This window comes from Corallococcus sp. EGB, assembly GCF_019968905.1.
Lineage (GTDB): Bacteria > Myxococcota > Myxococcia > Myxococcales > Myxococcaceae > Corallococcus.
Window position 1 is genome coordinate 3488566 of record NZ_CP079946.1, and the last position, 17778, is coordinate 3506343.

General features: G+C 69.2%; 14 protein-coding genes. 5 read left to right on the top strand and 9 right to left on the bottom strand.

The features are described from left to right. Window positions 1-820 precede the first annotated feature (820 nt). Both KYK13_RS14635 and KYK13_RS14640 read right to left on the bottom strand, forming a co-directional pair. The gene (locus tag KYK13_RS14635; RefSeq protein ID WP_223645055.1) at window positions 821-1312 is read right to left on the bottom strand and encodes a GNAT family N-acetyltransferase; all 492 of its coding nucleotides are present in this window, start codon (window positions 1310-1312) and stop codon (window positions 821-823) included. Next, complete coding sequence (locus KYK13_RS14640; protein WP_223645056.1) at window positions 1309-2595, bottom strand: MFS transporter; 1287 nt, start codon at window positions 2593-2595, stop codon at window positions 1309-1311. The genes KYK13_RS14635 and KYK13_RS14640 overlap by 4 nt, the downstream gene beginning before the upstream one ends. A gap of 193 nt (window positions 2596-2788) precedes the next feature. Between KYK13_RS14640 and KYK13_RS14645 the strand changes: the two genes are divergently transcribed. Continuing rightward, window positions 2789-4357 carry a glucan 1,4-alpha-maltotetraohydrolase domain-containing protein gene (locus tag KYK13_RS14645; RefSeq protein ID WP_304504110.1) on the top strand — a complete coding sequence of 523 codons (1569 nt, stop codon included), beginning with the start codon at window positions 2789-2791 and terminating at the stop codon, window positions 4355-4357. A gap of 145 nt (window positions 4358-4502) precedes the next feature. Next, window positions 4503-5495 (top strand): hypothetical protein, encoded by a 993-nt coding sequence (locus KYK13_RS14655; RefSeq protein WP_223645057.1) that lies wholly within the window; start codon window positions 4503-4505, stop codon window positions 5493-5495. Between the two features lie 92 nt (window positions 5496-5587). On the opposite strand, the gene KYK13_RS14660 is transcribed toward KYK13_RS14655, so the two are convergent. Genes KYK13_RS14660 through KYK13_RS14670 form a run of 3 tightly spaced genes read right to left on the bottom strand, consistent with a single transcriptional unit; the run spans window position 5588 to window position 11427 of the window. Then, on the bottom strand, window positions 5588-8746 hold the full coding sequence (locus tag KYK13_RS14660) for an efflux RND transporter permease subunit (RefSeq protein WP_223645058.1): 3159 nt from the start codon (window positions 8744-8746) through the stop codon (window positions 5588-5590). Between the two features lie 30 nt (window positions 8747-8776). Next, the gene (locus tag KYK13_RS14665; RefSeq protein ID WP_223646623.1) at window positions 8777-9964 is read right to left on the bottom strand and encodes an efflux RND transporter periplasmic adaptor subunit; all 1188 of its coding nucleotides are present in this window, start codon (window positions 9962-9964) and stop codon (window positions 8777-8779) included. Between the two features lie 26 nt (window positions 9965-9990). Continuing rightward, window positions 9991-11427, bottom strand: coding sequence for a TolC family protein (locus KYK13_RS14670; RefSeq protein ID WP_370645358.1), 1437 nt, complete (start codon window positions 11425-11427; stop codon window positions 9991-9993). Window positions 11428-11639: 212 nt separating this feature from the next. Here KYK13_RS14670 and KYK13_RS14675 point away from each other — a divergent pair, with 212 nt between their 5' ends. Then, on the top strand, window positions 11640-12038 hold the full coding sequence (locus tag KYK13_RS14675; RefSeq protein ID WP_223645060.1) for a MarR family winged helix-turn-helix transcriptional regulator: 399 nt from the start codon (window positions 11640-11642) through the stop codon (window positions 12036-12038). A 99-nt stretch (window positions 12039-12137) separates the two neighbouring features. Here the strand turns inward: KYK13_RS14675 and KYK13_RS14680 are convergent, their stop codons facing one another. Continuing rightward, complete coding sequence (locus KYK13_RS14680; protein WP_223645061.1) at window positions 12138-12431, bottom strand: FruA-associating protein, FapA; 294 nt, start codon at window positions 12429-12431, stop codon at window positions 12138-12140. A 237-nt stretch (window positions 12432-12668) separates the two neighbouring features. Here KYK13_RS14680 and KYK13_RS14685 point away from each other — a divergent pair, with 237 nt between their 5' ends. Then, window positions 12669-13742, top strand: a complete 1074-nt coding sequence (locus KYK13_RS14685; protein ID WP_370645418.1) for a type IV pilus twitching motility protein PilT — start codon at window positions 12669-12671, stop codon at window positions 13740-13742. A gap of 21 nt (window positions 13743-13763) precedes the next feature. Then, window positions 13764-15188, top strand: a complete 1425-nt coding sequence (locus tag KYK13_RS14690) for a ComEC/Rec2 family competence protein (protein ID WP_223645062.1) — start codon at window positions 13764-13766, stop codon at window positions 15186-15188. A 9-nt stretch (window positions 15189-15197) separates the two neighbouring features. Here the strand turns inward: KYK13_RS14690 and KYK13_RS14695 are convergent, their stop codons facing one another. The 3 genes from KYK13_RS14695 to KYK13_RS14705 are packed head-to-tail and all read right to left on the bottom strand — an operon-like array spanning window position 15198 to window position 17664. Further along, on the bottom strand, window positions 15198-16832 hold the full coding sequence (locus tag KYK13_RS14695; RefSeq protein ID WP_223645063.1) for a fumarate hydratase: 1635 nt from the start codon (window positions 16830-16832) through the stop codon (window positions 15198-15200). A gap of 42 nt (window positions 16833-16874) precedes the next feature. Then, entirely contained in the window at window positions 16875-17441 is a 567-nt protein-coding gene (locus tag KYK13_RS14700; RefSeq protein ID WP_223645064.1) for a class I SAM-dependent methyltransferase, read from the bottom strand. Window positions 17442-17484: 43 nt separating this feature from the next. Continuing rightward, window positions 17485-17664 carry a hypothetical protein gene (locus tag KYK13_RS14705; RefSeq protein ID WP_223645065.1) on the bottom strand — a complete coding sequence of 60 codons (180 nt, stop codon included), beginning with the start codon at window positions 17662-17664 and terminating at the stop codon, window positions 17485-17487. Window positions 17665-17778: the final 114 nt, after the last annotated feature.

Here is a 17778-nt window from a genome sequence, read left to right on the forward strand (position 1 = left end):
AGGTTGGGCAACCGCGGCCAGGTGGGCTCCGCGTACACGGTGCCGCGGATCCGGTCCGGCAGTCGGACAGGTTGGGCAACCGCAGCCGTGGGGGCTCCGCATACACGGTGCCGCGCATCCGGTCCGGCAGTCGGACAGGTTGGGCAACCGCAGCCGTGGGGGCTCCGCGTACACGGTGCCGCGGCTCCGGTCCGACGGTTGGACAGGTTGGGCAACCGCAGCCGTGGGGGCTCCGCATACACGGTGCAGCGCATCTCCGGTCCGACAGTCGGACAGGTTGGGCAACCTCGGCCAGGGGCTCCGCATACACGATGCAGCGCATCCGGTCCGACGGTCGGACATGTTGGGGTGACCGTCGCAGGGAGCACTTTCGCACCCGGAGCCGCAGAGCCTGTCCGCAAGTCGGACAGGTTGGAGCGCCCGCCGCCAGGGACCTGTGCTTCCTCGGGGCGACAAGACCGGTCCGACAGTCGGACAGGCTTGGAGGGCCGCAGCTGGGAGCGTCCACGCCAGCCGGATCGCCGAAACCTGTCCGACCGTCGGACAGGTTTTGCACGCCGTGCCTGGGCCCTCCGATTCTTCTGGGCCGCGGAGGCTGTCCGACAGTCGGACAGGTTTGAAGGATCGTGGCCGGGAGGGCATCTGCTCCCTGGGTGAGGCGGGAACCGGTCCGACAGTCGGACCGGTTTGGAACGCCATTCCTGGGCCGCCGAACCACCCTGGCTGCGGGATGTTTGTCCGACTGTCGGACCGGTTTGGAAGACTGTGGCCGACGAGGGCTGCTCCAGCCAGGCGGCGGTCACGGGGCGGCTGACCGCCTTCAGAGTTCGACGGCCATCTCCACGTCCGCGCGCGAATAGCCCGTCTCCCGCGCTATCTCCGGGCCCGTCCGCGTCGTGACGAAGCCGTGCTTGCGGTAGAGGCCCAGCGCTGGCCCGAGCGCGCTGTTCGTCACCAGGACCATCCGCTTCGCGCCTCGCTGCCGGGCCGTGGCCAGCGCGGCCCGCATCAGCGCGTCGCCCAGGTCGCGGCCCCGCGCCTCCGGGGCCACCGCCATCTTGCACAGCTCGAACGTCTCCGCGTCCTCGCGTCCGAGCGCGCACGTGCCCAGCACCTGCCCGTCCACGAGCGCGAAGAACACCTCGCCCCCCGGCGCCACGAACATCCCGTGCGGGTCCGCGAACGAGGCCTCGTCCGAGCCTTCGATGCGGAAGTCCTTCTCAATCCACTGCCGGTTGAGCCGCTCGAAGTGCTCGCGCAACTCCGGCCGATAGGGGACGACCTCGACGGACGAGGAGACCCTGGCGCTCACACCGTGGCGGCCGCCGCGGCGGGCTTCTTGCGCAGGAAGAGCACGAAGATGAGCGCCACGATGCTGATGCCCACCAGCGTGATGAGCCCGTCCGCCGCGATGGTGGCGCGCGTGCCGATGCCCCGGAACTCCGACGCGTGCCCGTCCAGCGCCGTCGTGTAGCTGATGGCGAAGTTGGAGGCCGCGACGAAGAGCGAATACTTCGTCGTCACCGCCGCGCCCTCGCTCACCATCTCCAGCACCATGCCGGCGAAGGCCGCGAAGCCCGCGCCGTTGGCCAGGCTGTACGCGAGCGAACCCCAGATGTACGTGTCCGTCGTCAGGGGGCCCGCAGCCATGGCGAACGCGCACAGCGCCGTGGCGCCGCCCATCAGCGCGTAGGCGAGCTTGCGGTTCATCCGGTCCGACAGCCAGCCGCCCATCAGCGAGCCCACCGCGCCGGTAACGCCCATGCCCGGGCCGTTCACCATCTCCACGGTGTGCTCCGGCACCTGATACGCGCCCGCCATCGCGCTGAAGAGGTTGGTGAGCGCGCCGCAGCTCACCGGCGCCAGGCAGAGCACCAGCATGATGAGCCCGTCCCGGCTGAACGCCGTCTTCACCAGGTCCATCACGATGCTCTTCACCCGGTCCACCGCCGCCTTGAAGAGCGGCCCGGTGGGCGCGGTGGAGGCATCATTCCGCTCGGTGATCCAGAAGATGCCCGCGCCGCTCGCCAGCACCATCGTGGCCAGCACGATGCCCGCCACCTGCCGCGAGAACTGCGTCGCCAGGAAGATGGCCAGCGCGCCCATCATCGCGGTGGAGCCCACGTTGCCCGCCATCTGCCAGCCGCCCGTGCGCCCCTTGTCCGACGGCCTGGACGTCGTGGCCATCAGCCCGTTGAGCGCCGCGTGCGCCGTCGTGGCCGCGGCCTGCAGCGCGGTGAGCAGCAGCGTGAAGAGCCCCAGGTGCTGCGCGGGCTCCGGGAACACCGCGCACGCCAGGATGAGCAGCGCGGTGAGCAGCGTGCTCACGCCGTACCAGACGCGGCGCCACGGCCCCAGGTCGATGAGCGGCACCCACAACAGCTTCCACGCGTGCGGTGAGAACGCCGTGCCGGACAGCACGCCAATCTCCGCCAGCGGCATCCCGTCCTTCGCCAGCCAGTACGGCACCGCCGTCTGCAGGTAGCCCACGGCGGCGCCGAACTGCACCTCCAACAGGCCGAACAGCGGGGGCCAGGACCAGCGCGGTTCCTCGCCGGCGGCGGTGGCCGGAAGGGCAGTTTCTTGTTCAATCAAGGGCGACACCTACAGGGGCGGACAGGGGAGGGTGGGATTCTAGACACCTCTGGCGTCCTGCACAGCGCAACGCGCTGCGCTGTCTCCTCGGAAGCACGGGGTGGGAGGAGCCCCTTCAACGGGGAGTCCTGGTTCATGGCGGAAAGCAGGACTAGCTTGCCCGCGCCTTCCCCCACAACCCCGAGGTCCCCCGATGACGTTGAAGACCCGCCTGCTGGCCGTCTCCACGGCCGGCCTGTTCGCCGCCACGTCCGCCGTGGCCAAGCCGCTCGATGGAGCGAGCACCGACGTGATGATCCAGGGCTTCCACTGGAACTCCGCCAGCGCGGGCGGGTGGTGGAACACGGTGAAGAACAACGCGGCCACGCTGAAGGCCGCGGGCTTCACGATGATCTGGCTGCCGCCGCCCTCGGACGCGGCGTCCACGCAGGGCTACCTGCCCCGGCAGCTCAACGTGCTCAACTCCAGCTACGGCACGGAGGCGGAGCTCACCGCCGCGCTGGCCGCGCTCAACGCGCAGGGCATCAAGCCCATCGCGGACATCGTGGTGAACCACCGCGTGGGCACCACCAACTGGGCGGACTTCACCAACCCCACCTGGCCCGGCTGCAGCGCGGTGGTCGCGGGTGACGAGTGGACGGGCGCATGCGGCAACGCCGACAGCGGCGAGGGCTACGCCGCGGCGCGCGACCTGGACCACTCGCAGGCGAACGTGCGCGCGGACCTGAAGACGTGGATGAACAGCCGCCTGAAGGGCGTGGGCTTCGCGGGCTGGCGCTTCGACTTCGTGAAGGGCTTCGCGGGCAGCTACGTGAAGGAGTACGTCGCCGCCACGGACCCCTGGTTCTGCGTGGGCGAGTTCTGGCCCACCAACTACTTCGACGCGAACAACCCCAACGACTGGAAGCAGCAGATCGTCAACTGGGTGGATGCCACGACGGGCACCTGCGCCGCGTTCGACTTCGCCACCAAGGGCCTGCTCAACGACGCGCTCACCAACAACAACTACACGCGCCTGAAGGCGTCCGACGGCAAGCCCGCGGGCGGCATCGGCTGGTGGGCCAGCCGCCACGTCACCTTCGTGGACAACCACGACACCGGCCCCAGCGAGTCGTGCGGCAACGGGCAGAACCACTGGCCGGTGCCGTGCGCCAAGGTGATGCAGGGCTACGCCTACGTGCTCACCCATCCGGGCATCCCCACCGTCTACTGGGCGCACTACTTCAACTGGGGCCTGGGCAGCTCCATCAAGGCGCTGATGGACATCCGCAAGAGCGCGGGCCTCACGTCTGAATCCACCGTCAGCATCCAGCGCGCGGAGAGCGGCCTGTACGCGGCCATCATCGGCGGCAAGGTGGCGGTGAAGCTGGGCAGCGGCTCCTGGAGCCCCGGCACCGGCTGGACGCAGGCCGCCTCCGGCACCGACTACACCGTGTGGACCACCAACACGCCGCCCCCCACCGGCACCACCGCCAACGTGGAGTTCGTGTGCAACAACGGCACGACCGTGATGGGCCAGAACGTCTACGTCACCGGCAGCGTCGCGGAGCTCGACACCTGGAGCCCCACCACCACGAAGATTCTGAGCCCCACCGCGTACCCCACCTGGCGCGGCACCTACGCGCTGCCCGCGAACACGACCGTGCAGTGGAAGTGCCTCAAGCGCGACGGCAGCGGCAACGTCGTCTGGCAGGGCGGGAGCAACAACACCCTCACCACCCCGGCCGCCGGCGGGAGCACCACCGCCACCGCCAGCTTCTGAGACGCCGAGACAGGCGCCCCTGTCGCACGTTTCCCGAGGGGTGCCTGTGTTTCACCTGTTGCTTGAGTTCCAGTCTTCAAGCTGTCACAGGGGGCGTTTCACTCCCAGGGCGGGTCCTCCCGCCCTCCTCGAGAAGGTGGACGCGATGAAGCGTGGAACGGCAGTGCGAAGCGCGGTGCTGGGGCTGTCCGCGGTGGGCCTCCTGGGCGCCTGTGGAGGGCAGCCGGAGCAGACCCCGGCGAACGGCGACGCGGTGACGACGACGGCGCAGCGGCTGGTGTCGCCTCCGCCCACGCTGTCTGGCGGCTTCATGAACTACCTGGGCACGCTCCCCGTGGGGGGCGCGGTGGCGTCGAACACGGGCACGACGGCGGCCTACGAGGGCTTCAAGCTCACCGTCGCGGCGCACGCGCAGGTGGCGCTGGAGGTGACGCACCTGGGCACGGGCGTGGGCGTGGATACCGGCCTGTTCGTGTACGGCCCCAAGGACGCGAGCGGCAGCTACGGCGCGCGCATCCTCTTCCAGGACGACGACTCCGGCTATGGCGAGCTGAGCAAGATTCCGCTCGCGACCTTCGACAAGGCGGGCGAGTACCTGGTGGTGGTGGGCTGGAGCAACGGCCTGGGCAAGCAGTACCGCCTCCAGGCCTCCTGCGTGGGCGGCGCGTGCGTGACGAACCCCACGCCGGCGCCGGCCAGCGCCCCGGTGACGCTGGCGCAGTTCCCCCTCGAGCCGAGCCTCCAGGCGCTGCTCGATACGGGCAACGCGTACCGCGAGGACATGTTCTCCTTCCTGGACCGGTATGACTTCGCGTGGCCGTACTCGACGCCCGCGACGCTGGACGCGGCAGCCGCGGCGGTGCTCGCGAAGAGTGAGTACAAGGGCTACCGCACGTACCCGACCCCGGCCACGTACACCTATGCCGCGTTCGAGCCGCAGATGTACTGGCAGTACCGGCCGCTGCACCCGGCCCTCCTCGCCGCCTACGGCGAGCCGGGCGAGAACGTGCAGGTGAAGAGCTACTTCCGCACGTTCAGCACCGGCCCCAACGGCGACAACTGGCGCTGGCTCAACGTCATCCTCTTCCCCGTCTCCCGCCACGTCATCGTGTACGAGCAGACCGCCCACGAAATCTGACGCACGCGGCAGTCCCCTGAAAACACCACCGCCCTCCTCTTCGCGAACCGGAAGGGGAGGGCGGTCTGTTTTCGAAGCGCTGGCGAATCAGCTCACGGCGCGTGGGCCGGGGCTGGCTCGTGCGACGGGGGCGTCTCCTCCTCACCGCTGGAGCGCTTCGCGTCCCCACGCACCTTCTGCATGAGGATGTAGAGGCCCGGGATGAAGATGAGGTTGACGATGGTGGACACCAGCATGCCGCCGAACACCGCGGTGCCCAGCGAGTTGCGCGCCGCCGCGCCCGCGCCGGACGCCGTCATCAGCGGCACCACGCCCAGGAGGAACGCGATGGACGTCATGAGGATGGGGCGGAGGCGCACTTCCGCCGCTGTCACCACCGCGTCCAGCGCGCCCTTGCCCTGCTCGCGCAGCTGCTCCGCGAACTCCACGATGAGGATGGCGTTCTTGGACGCGAGGCCCACGAGCATCACCAGGCCCACCTGGCAGAACACGTCGTTCGCGTAGCCGCGCGCCACCTGCAAGCCCAGCGCGCCCATGATGGCCAGCGGCACGGACAGGATGATGACGAACGGGAGGCTGAAGGACTCGTACTGCGCCGCCAGCACCAGGAACACGAAGAGGATGCCGAGCGCGAAGATGATCATCGTCTGCCCGCCGGACTCCTTCTGCTCCAGGCTGATGCCCGTCCACTCCGACGCCATGCCCTGCGGCAGCACCTGGTTGGCCACGCTCTCCATGGCGTCCAGCGCCTGGCCCGACGACACGCCGGGCGCTCCCTGGCCGTTGATCTCCACGGAGCGGAACAGGTTGTAGTGCTTGATGACCTGCGCGGAGACGATGGGCGTCACCTTCACCAGCGACTCCAGCGGGATCATGTCCCCTGCGTCCGTGCGCGCGTAGAACGAGCCGATGTCCTGGGGGCTGTCGCGGAACTGCTGCTCGGCCTGGACGTACACGCGGTAGGTGCGGCTGGCGTAGTTGAAGTCGTTGACGTACTGGCTGCCCATGTAGAGCTGCATCACGCCGAAGATCTGCTCGATGGGCACGCCCAGGGCCTTGGCCTTCTGGCGGTCCACCTCCACGTCCAGGATGGGCGTGTTGGCGTTGAACGGGGTGAAGACGCCGCGCAGGCGGCCCTCCTCGTTGCCCTTCTGGACCATCTCCTGCGTGGCGTTGGCCAGGTCTTCCAGCGTGTGGCTGCCGGCGACGTCCTCCACGATGAACTGGAAGCCGCCCACGCTGCCCACGCCGCGGATGGCCGGGGGCTGGAAGGGGATGACGCGCGCGCTGCCAATCTTGCCCAGGGGCCCGCGAAGCCGCTCCACCAGCGCGGCCACGGACTGCTCCTTGCCCTTGCGCTCCTCCCACGGCTTCAGGGCCGTGAAGACGGTGGCGTAGTTGGAGCCGTTGCCGTTGGGGGAGAAGCCGCCGATGGCGAACATCACGCTCACCTCCGGCTGGGCCTTGAGCACCGCCTCCACCTCCTGGAGCACCTTCTCCGTCTGGCTGAGGGACATGCCCTCCGGCCCCTGCACGGAGACGATGACGTAGCCCTGGTCCTCATCCGGGATGAAGCCCGTGGGCGCCGTGCGGAAGAGCATCACGGTGATGCCGATGCAGGCGAGGAACGCCACCAGCACGATGACCGGGTGCGCGAGCAGCTTGCGCAGGCCCTTGCCATAGAGGTCGCGCGTCCAGTCCAGCACCTGGTCCACCTTGCGGAAGAACACCCACTTGGGGCCGTGGTGGTGCTTGAGCAGCCGCGCGGACAGGGCGGGCGTGAGCGTCAGCGCGCAGAAGGTGGACAGGGCCACCGACGCGGCGATGGTGAGCGCGAACTGCCGGTAGATGGAGCCCGTGGTGCCCGGGAAGAGGGCCACCGGGATGAACACCGCCACCAGCACCACGGAGATGGCCACCACCGCGCCGGCCACCTCCTTCATGCCTTCGCGCGCCGCCTGGAGCGGGGTGAGCCCGCGCTCCGCCATCAGGCGCTCGATGTTCTCGATGACCACGATGGCGTCGTCCACCACGAGGCCCGTGGCCAGGGTGAGGCCGAAGAGCGTCAGCGTGTTGATGGAGAAGCCCATCAGGTAGACGAACGCGAACGTGCCCACGAGCGACACCGGCAGGGTGAGCGCTGTAATCAGCACGCTGCGCCACCCGTGCAGGAACAGGAAGATGACCAGGATGACGAGCGCGATGGCTTCCACCAGCGTGTGGATGACCTCGTTGACGGAGGCGCGCACCGCGAGCGTGGTGTCCGTGCCCACGCGGTACTCCAGGCCCGGCGGGAAGGACAGGGCCAGGCGGTCCAGTTCCTTGATGACGCCGTCGCGCACGTCCAGCGCGTTGGCGGTGGGCAGCTGGAAGATGGCCAGACCCACGCCGGTGCGGCCGTTGAAGCGCAAGAGGGTGCCGTAGTTCTCCGCGCCCAGCTCCACGCGGCCCACGTCCTTCACCGTGACGGCGCGGCCGTCGTTGTTGCGCATGAGGACGATGTCGCCGAACTCCTCCGGCTCCACCAGGCGGCCCCGGGCGCGCACGGCGATTTGATACGGCTGCTCGTCGCTGGACGGCGGCTGGCCCACCTGACCCGCGGCCACCTGGAGGTTCTGCTCCTGGAGCGCGCGCACCACGTCCTGCGGCGTCATGCTCCGGCGCGCCAGCTCCGTGGGGTCCAACCACAGGCGCATGGAGAACTTGCGCTCACCGAAGATGCGCACCTCGCCCACGCCCCGGACGCGCTTGATGGCGTCCTTGAGGTTCACGTCCGCGTAGTTGGAGAGGAACTTGGCGTCGTAGCGGTTGTCCGGGGAGGACAGGCCCACCGTCAGCAGCATCTGGCTGGAGGCCTTGTTCACCACGATGCCCGTCTGGTTCACCTGCGCGGGCAGGCGGGCCGCGGCGCGGCTGACGCGGTTCTGCACGTCCACCGCCGCCACCTCGATGTTGCGCGTGGGGGCGAAGGTGACCGTGATGGTGCTGGTGCCGTCGTTGCTGCTGGTGGAGGTGATGTAGCGCATGTCCTCCACGCCGTTGAGCTCCTGCTCCAACGGGATGGTGACGGCGGACTCCACCACCTCGGCGCTGGCGCCGACGTAGGTGCTGGTGACGGTGACTTGCGGCGGCGCCAGGTCCGGATACTGCGCGATGGGCAGCGTCGGGATGGCGATGACGCCCACCAGCGTCAGGATGATGGAGCAGACGATGGCGAAGACAGGTCTGCGGATGAAGAAGTCGACGAACACGGTGTGGCGCCTCTCTTGATGAATCGCCTGCTAGCGGCTGCCGCCGGTGGTGCCGCCGGAGCCGGATGCCGTGCGGGGCAGCTGGGTATTGGTCGGGACCTCATCGGCCCGCGCGGTGCCCTGCTGCCGGGGGGGCTCTTCGGTGTTGAGCGTGACCTGCTTGGGGATGACGGGCATGCCGTCGCGGAGCATGTGCAGCGACGACACCGCGACGAGGTCGCCCTGCTTCAGGCCGCCCTCCACCACGTAGCTCATGTCGCCCAGCTGCCCCAGGGCCACCGGGCGGCGCTCCACCAGTGTCTTGCCATCCTTCTTCTCCACCACCATGGCGAAGGGCTGGCCGCTCTGGCGCACCACCGCGAGCGCCGGAATCTGCAGCGCGTCCCGCGTGGAGTACACCAGCCGCGCCCGCAGGAGCTCACTGGGGCGCAGGCCCACCGTGTTGCGGAAGGCGGCCTTCACCTCCACCAGCTGCGTGCGCGGATCCGTCTGCGGCGCCACGTAGAACACCGTGCTGGTGAGGATGACCCGGCCCTGCTGATCCAACAGCTCCAGCTGGGTGTCCGGCTTGAGCGACCGGGCGCGGAACGCCGGCACGGACACGCTGACCTCCAGCACGTCCGCCTGGGCCACGGAGGTGAGCGTCGTGGTGGCGCTCACGTAGTCACCCACGCGCACCAGCACGTCGCCCATGGTGCCCGCGAACGGCGCGCGCACCACGTGGAACTGCAGCTGCACCTGGCGCTGGGCCACCGTCGCGCCCGCCGCGCGCGCCGCCGCCTCCGCGGCCTTCACCGCCGCCTGGGCGCGCTCCAGCTCCTGCACGCTGGCGAGGCCCTCGCGGTTGAGGGACTCCGTCCGCGCCAGGGTGCGCTTCGCCAGCTCCAGCTCCACCGCGGAGGAGCTCTGCTGGGCCTGCGCGCTGTCCAGCGCCGCGGTCTCCTGGCGCGCGTCCACCTCGATCAGCGGCGCGCCGGCCTCCACCTTCTGGCCGGGCTTCACCAGGATCTTGCGGATGTAGCCGTTCACCTGCGGCAGCACCGACACGCTCTGCCGCGACAGGAGCGAGCCCAGGTACTCCCCGGTGTCGCGCACCTCGTGCGGCGCCAGGGCCACGACCTGGACCTCGCGCGGCGGGGGAGGGGCCTTCGCCTCCGTCTTGCCCGAGCACCCGGCCGCGCCAGCCACCAGCGCCGCTCCCAACACCGTCTTCGTCATCAGCGCCTTCAGGGGGCGCACCCTCGTCACCAGTCGCACCGGGCCTCCGTCAGGAACGCGTCCAGGCGGGCCTGGACGAGCTCGAATTCCCTCAAAACCAAAGCGAGCTGGGCCTGGCGGAGGGCGGCTCCGCTCTGGACCAGCTCCAAGCTGCTACCGCGTCCCACCTCGAAGGCCCGGCGCGAGAGCCGGTCCGTCCGGTCCGCCAGCTCCAGGGACTCGGCGGCGGTCTTCAACAAAGCTTCGGCCACTTCCACTCCACGCCGCGCGCGGGAGACCTCCACACTCACATTGCGGCGGGTGGCCTCGGATGACTGGGCGGCCTGTTCCTCGATGCCTTCGCGCTCGCGCACGAGGCCTCCGCGCTGACCGCCCTCCCAGAGGGGGACGGAGAGCACCGCGGACACGTTCCAGGTGGCGAAGCGGCCAAAGCCGGGGTTGGTGGTGAAGCCCAGCAGCGTGCTGCTCAGTCCCAGGGTAGGCAGGTAGCCGGCGGACGCCTGGCGGCGGCTCTCCCGGGCCGCGTCCACGTTGGCCCGCTGGGCGACCAGGTCCGGCCGGTTGGCCAGGTCCTGGAGGGGGGCGCACTGCTGGCGCGTCTGCTCCACCAGCCCGGTCAGGTTGAAGTCCGGATTGACGCCCACGGCGTGGTCCTCGCCCAGGGACAGGCCCAGCGACTCGCGCGTGCGGCGCAGCTGTTCGTCCCCGGCCACCAGCGTCTGCCGGGCCACCGCCACGTCCTGGCTCACCCGCACCACGTCCAGCTGCGTGCCGGCGCCCAGTTCGAACGAGCGCTGGGTGATGGCCTGGCGCTCCAGCGCCTGGCGCAGGCCCACGCGGTTGATCTCCGCGGCGCGCTCGGCGGCCACCGTGGCCACCAGCACCTGCGCCAGCCCCTGGGTGAGGCGGCGCTGCACGTCCTGGAGGCTGGCCACCGCCGAGGCCTCCGACGACTTCGCGGAGGACAGGCCCCGCCACGCGCTCACATCGATGATGGACTGGGTGAGGGTCGCGCTCAGCGTGCCCAGCGGCGCGGTGGGGAGCTTGCCATCCGCGCTGGCGCCTCCCACCACGCCGCCGCCCGCCGCGGAGGGCACGTCCGGGTGGAGCACGTCCAGGCCCACGCCCGCGGTGGCGCGCGCGTTGGGCAACAGCAGGCCCAGCGACTGGCGCCACCGGCCCTGGGCCCGCGTCACGCCGGCCTCCGCGTTGCGCAGGTCCGTGGACCGCTGGCGCACGCGGGTGAGGGCGTCATCCCACGTCTTCACCTGTTCCGCCGCGGGCGGAACGGGCGTGAGCATGGGGTCCTCCACCTTCGGCTGGAAGGGGACGGGGCCCGACGCGGCGGTGCTGGCTTCCGGCGTGGGCTGCTGCGCCGGAGCGGAAGGGGCCTGCGCAGACACGGACGGAGCCTGCGGTGCAGCGGCGAGGAGAAAAACCAGGAGAGCGCTGGGGGTGGCCATACTCAGGTGCGGCAGGTCTTTCCGGCAGGAGCGAGTGGTGGTACCCACCCCCGGGTCCCTGCGCGCAGTCAAGTCAAGATGTAATTGACAACCGTTGTCGAATGCAATCATCTCTTACGCCCATGACCATCGCTGAGCAAGTGGCATCAACGCGACGCGCAGTGGTCCGGCTGCTCACCCAGAAAGTTGGAGAGCATACGGATCGGCCGCTGATGCAACTGCTCGTGCTGAAGAACATCGGCGTGCACGGCATCCACAGTCAGGCCGTCATCGCGGAGCGGCTGCTCATCGACGCGCCCGCGGTGAGCCGGCTGGTGGACCGGTTGGAAGAGGATGGGCTGGTGGAGCGGCGCGCGGGGGAGAACCGCCGCTGCGTGCGCCTGGAGATCACCGAAGCGGGGCGCCGGGAGTTCCATGCGCTGGAGCTCGCCGCGCAGTGGGTGGATGCCCAGGCGCGCGCGTTCCTGCCTCCGCCGGAGGCCGACGAGCTGTCGCGTCTTCTGGACAAGCTCCAGGCGGGGCTGTGCCAGTTGTTGGGCAACGAGTCCGCGCCGCCGCCGCGCAAGGATGAACCGGCCGACCCGCCGGCTCCCACGAACGACAACGGGTGACGACGGGGGCGGAAGGCCGGGCCCACTTCAAGGCCCGTCCCTCCGCCAGCCCGCCGCCACCCGTGCGCCACGTCCGGGGGGGAGGTGGAGCGCTGTCGTCTACCGGTTGCGAGGGATGTTGCGGGCCACGTGCAGGGCCCAGGCCTCCGCCGAGTCCAGCTCCGCGCGGGCTTCCGCGTAGCGGTCCTTCGCCGCTTCGCTGGCGTCGTTGGCGAAGATGGCGTCGTGAAGCTCCTTCTGCGCGCGCGTCAGACGGAGGCTGGTCTGCAACCACAGCCTTGCCGCCATGCGCGGCGTAATCACCACCTGGGTCGGATCCCATACCTCCAGCGCGGCGTAGTCAGCGGAAGACAGCTCTTCGTAGTGGGGGGCCTGCTCGGTTCGTGCGTTCATGCCCGGATGTTCGCCACGGATTTGGGGCAGGGCATCCGGGCCTTCCGGGCAGGACGACGGCCACTGGTGAGCAATCGAGGACAGTTCCTTCATCCCCTGGGGTACTCGCATTTCGCGTTTTGCGGGGAAAATTAGTACAGTGAGGCTGGGGAAATGCTTCCCATACTGCAATCATGGAGGGATTGGGCAGCGTTCTCCTAGAATCCTCCGCTCCATTCGTGACGTGAGAGGGATTACCTGGACCAGAACACCCTGAACAAGCTGCTCACCGTCGGCGTCCAGAACGGGGCATCGGACATCCACTTTCGCCCTGGGGATCCGCCCATCTACCGGGTGAACGGCGTGCTGCGGCCGTTGAAGATGGAAAAGCTTCAAGCGGATCACACGAAGCAGGTGGCCCTGCACGTGATGAACGATCAGCTGATGAAGGCGCAGATCGACAGTGTGCAGGAATGCGACTCGTCCTACAGCCTGCCGGGCGTGGCGCGTTTCCGGGTGAACATCTACCGGCAGCGCGGCTCGCTGGCGTGCATCCTGCGCATCATCCCGGACGAGATTCCCAGCATCGACGGGCTGGGGTTGCCGCAGGTGCTCAAGACGATCGCGGGCAACGAGCGCGGCCTGGTGCTGGTGACGGGGGCCACGGGGTCCGGCAAGAGCTCCACGCTGGCGTCGATGATCAACCACATCAACCAGACGGAGAGCCTGCACATCCTCACCATCGAGGACCCCATCGAGTTCATCTACAAGAACGTGAAGTCCTCCATCTCCCAGCGGGAGATTGGCCCTGACACGGCGAACTTCGCCATCGCGCTGCGTGCGGCGCTGCGTCAGGACCCGGACGTCATCCTGGTGGGCGAGATGCGCGACACGGAGACCATCGACATCGCGCTGAAGGCGTCGGAGACGGGCCACCTGGTGCTCTCCACGGTGCACACCACGGACGCGTCGCGCACCATCAACCGCCTGGTGTCCGTCTTCCCCGCGGAGGAGCAGACCATGGTGCGCATGCGCCTGGCGGACTCGCTCAAGGCGACCATCTCCCAGCGCCTGTTGCCCAAGGCCACCGGCAAGGGCCGCGTGGTGGCGCTGGAGATCATGGTGCAGACGAAGACGGTGGAGCAGTACATCCGCGACGACCGCGCCGCGGAGCTGAAGGACGTCATCGAGAAGGGCCGCGACATGTTCGGCATGCAGTCCTTCGATCAGCACCTGACGCAGCTGTACCGCGCCGGCGACATCACCCTGGAGACGGCGCAGAGCGCGGCCTCCAACCCGGCGGACTTCCAGCGCGCACTCGAGTTCGAGTAAGCACCACACCGAGGGAGCGCGATGTACACGGCAAGGCTGCGCATCATCCACTTCGACGTGTCCCAGGGGGAGTCCTCGCTCATCAGCCTGCTGGGGCCGCTGCGAAGCCACCACGTCCTCATCGACGGAGGGCGCAAGTGCCGGGGAAAGTACGTCACCCGCATCCTCGAGGAGCTGGGCATCCCCCGCCTCGACTTCATCATCTGCACCCACCTGGACAACGACCACCACGAGGGGCTGGTCCCGGTCGTCAAGTCCACGAACTTCGGAATCGGAACGCTGCTGGTCCCGAAGTTCGGCCACAACGCGGACAAGTTCGAAACCCTGAAGCGGGCGTGTCAGGAGCAAGGCGTCACGTGGAGTATCGCGACCCAGGACCAGGTGCTCTTCAACAGCCAGTCCTGTTCGCTGACGATCAAGCACGTGGGGACGCCGGAACTCCGGGACGACAACACGGCCAGCATCGCCTGCCTGCTGCAGATGAATGAGTTCAAGTATTACACCGGCGGAGACCTCCCCTGGGCCATGGAGGAGCAGCTGGACCTGGGGAACCATGTCTGTGCCTTCAAGGTCGGCCACCATGGCGCGGAGACGAGCACGTCCGCCACCTTCGTCGCCGGGCTGAATCCGTCCGCGGCCTTCATCTCCGCGGGGCGGCACGCGCACGGTCACCCCCGGCAGGAGATCCTCGACTACCTGTACGCCGAACCGTCCGTTCAGCGCGTCTACTCCACCAACTGCATCCACCCGCGGGTGGGCTTCCACGACGAGGACACGCGGGGCGCCGTCCACGCCAAGGGGTTGGTGTGCAGCAATCGCACCCATGGCGTGCTGGGCCACATCGTCGTCTACACGGATGACAAGCTGAGCCGCCAGCACGCGGACTCCAAGGTCGGCTTCTTCGTGCTGCGCCCGCCGCCCCAGGGGCAGGGGCCGTGGCGGGCCTACAAGCACGTCTGCTCCAACCTCAACCACCTGGCGAAGCGCTGCCTGCCCGGCGGAGTGGTCCACCTGCGCGAGCACGAATACCCGGAGTACCGCCTGGCGGAGCTGTCCCCGAGCGTCCAGAACTACAGGGCCAAGCGCCTGCGCCTGAAACCCGTGCTCCCCTTCACCTTCGGGAACGTGCTCGGGCTGGACGGGGATGGGCGGCGCACCGAGCTGCGGCCTGGCAGCCCCATCCACCAGTTCATCGAGGACCCACCGAACTTCACCGTGGCCGAGGATCCCCCGACCACCACGGCCCCGAAGCGGGGCCATAAGCGCAAGCAGACCACCGACCACGCGGACGAGGGCAAGCGGCTGGGCGCGTGCGTGGGCTGCACCGAGGCCCCGGACGGCGACCCCTCCGGCGAGGAGCTGGTGGAGTGCTCGCACGGAGAGGCCTGGTACGCCTGCGCCGACTGCCGCCCCCTCTTCAAGAAGGGCTTCGACTGCGACGCGTAGCCCGCCGCTTCAGGCCTTCTTCGCGGACGGCTTGTGGATGTTCGCGAAGAAGTCGTTGCCCTTGTCATCCACGACGATGAAGGCCGGGAAGTCCACCACGTCGATCTTCCAGACGGCCTCCATGCCCAGCTCGGCGTACTCCAGGACCTCCACCTTCTTGATGCAGTCCTGCGCGAGCCGCGCCGCCGGTCCGCCGATGGAGCCCAGGTAGAAGCCGCCGTGCTTCTTGCAGGCCTCGGTGACGGCCGGGGAGCGGTTGCCCTTGGCGAGCATCACGAAGCTGCCGCCCGCCGCCTGGAACTGGTCCACGTACGCGTCCATGCGGCCCGCGGTGGTGGGCCCGAAGGAGCCGGACGCGTAGCCCTCCGGCGTCTTCGCCGGGCCCGCGTAGTAGACCATGTGGTCCTTGAGGTACTGGGGCATGCCCTCGCCCCGGTCCAGGCGCTCCTTGAGCTTCGCGTGCGCGATGTCGCGCGCCACCACCAGCGAGCCGGACAGCGACAGGCGCGTCTTGATGGGGTAGCGCGACAGCTCCGCGCGCAGGTCGCTCATGGGGCGGTCCAGGTCCAGCTTCACCACGTCGCCGGACAGGTCCGTGTCCGGGGTGTCCGGCAGGTACTTCGCCGGGTCCGTCTCCAGCGCCTCCAGGAAGACGCCGTCGCGCGTGATCTTGCCCAGCGCCTGGCGGTCCGCGGAGCACGACACGGCGATGGCCACCGGGCAGGAGGCGCCGTGGCGCGGCAGGCGGATGACGCGCACGTCGTGGCAGAAGTACTTGCCGCCGAACTGCGCGCCAATGCCGGTGCGCTGCGTGAGCTTGAGCACCTCCTGCTCCAGCTCCACGTCGCGGAAGCCACGGCCCAGCGCGTTGCCGCTGGTGGGCAGCGTGTCCAGGTAGCGCGCGGAGGCGTACTTCGCCGTCTTCAGCGCGAACTCCGCGGACGTGCCGCCCACCACGATGGCCAGGTGGTACGGCGGGCACGCGGCGGTGCCCAGCGAGCGGATCTTCTGCTCCAGGAACGCGAGCAGGCTCTGCGGGTTGAGGACGGCCTTCGTCTCCTGGAAGAGGTAGCTCTTGTTCGCGGAGCCGCCGCCCTTGGCCATGAAGAGGAACTTGTAGGCGTCGCCGTCGGTCGCGTAGAGCTCGATCTGCGCGGGCAGGTTGTTGCCCGTGTTGACCTCCTTGTACATGTCCAGGGGCGCCATCTGCGAGTAGCGCAGGTTGGCCGTGAGGTACGTGTCGAACACGCCCCGGGAGATGGCCGCCTCGTCGCCGCCGCGGGTGAGGACGTACTGGCCCTTCTTGCCCATCACGATGGCGGTGCCGGTGTCCTGGCAGGAGGGCAGCACGCCGCCCGCGGCGATGTTCGCGTTCTTGAGCAGCTCCAGCGCGACGAACTTGTCGTTGGACGACGCCTCCGGGTCCTTGAGGATGTTCGCCAGCTGCTGCAGGTGGCCCGGGCGCAAGAGGTGCGAGATGTCCCGCATGGCCTCGCGCGTGAGCCGCGTGAGCGCCTCCGGCTCCACCTGGAGGAAGGTGCGGCCCGCGGCCTCGAACGTGGAGACGCCCTCCTTCGTGAGGAGGCGGTAGGGCGTCTCGTCCTTGCCAAGCGGCAGCATGTCCTGGAACTGGAAGTCACTCATCGCGGGAGGGTCTCTTCGAGAAGGGGTGGACGGAGGGGGACTCTACTCATGGGGCGGCGCGCGGGGCGGCACTTCGTAGAGGTAGACGGGCGTGCGGTACAGGTCCGTCAGCCGCACGCCGCGCACGGGCGTCCAGCCTCGGAGCCCGAAGGTGTGGCTGAGGATGCGCGCGCCTCCGGGGAGCTCGGCCGCGAAGCGGGGCGCCAGGCGCGTCATGATGCCCGGGGACAGGTAGCAGACCACGCAGGCCGCTTCCCGGAACGACGCGGAGAAGAAGTCCCCGCGAAGGAGCGTGAGGTTTCCACGCGGAAAGAGCCGCTGGCGCAGGCGGCTGAAGAGCCAGGGCAGCCAGGACAGCTCGTACGCGACGATGCGCGCCTGGGGGCAGTGATCCGCCAGGTCGAAGGCCACGTCCCCCCAACCCGAGCCCAGGTCCAGCACGGTGCCGTGCATGTCCCTGGGCAGCATGGCCAACAGCGCCCGCCGCACGCGGGGCGAGCTGGGCATGGGCGGCGCGCCGGTGCGCAGCGTGGACACGACGATGGACAGCACCCCCACGAGGAGCACCGCCCAGAGCAGCATCAGGAGGAGGGGGCCGGTCGCGCTCACGACAGGCGCGCATCATCGCGCGGGGGCGCCCCCGCGTGGGGCCCTACTTGCGGGGGTGCTGGCACGCGTCCGCGCGGACCACCCGCGGCAGGCCGGGGTCCACCGCGCTGATGACGGACGCCGGGGCGGGGGCGCGCTCGTTGACGTCGAAGAGCGCCCGGCCCAGCACGAAGCACAGGGCAGCCCCGACACAGAGTGCCAGTACATTGAAGTAGTACGCCATGGGACGAAGGTCCAAGCACGGACCATACCATCCGGCCCTCTCCTCTGGAGGCGGAGGCTGGCGGACTCTGGTTGTGGCCTTCCTGGCTACAAGGACGGCTGAACGGTGTCCGTC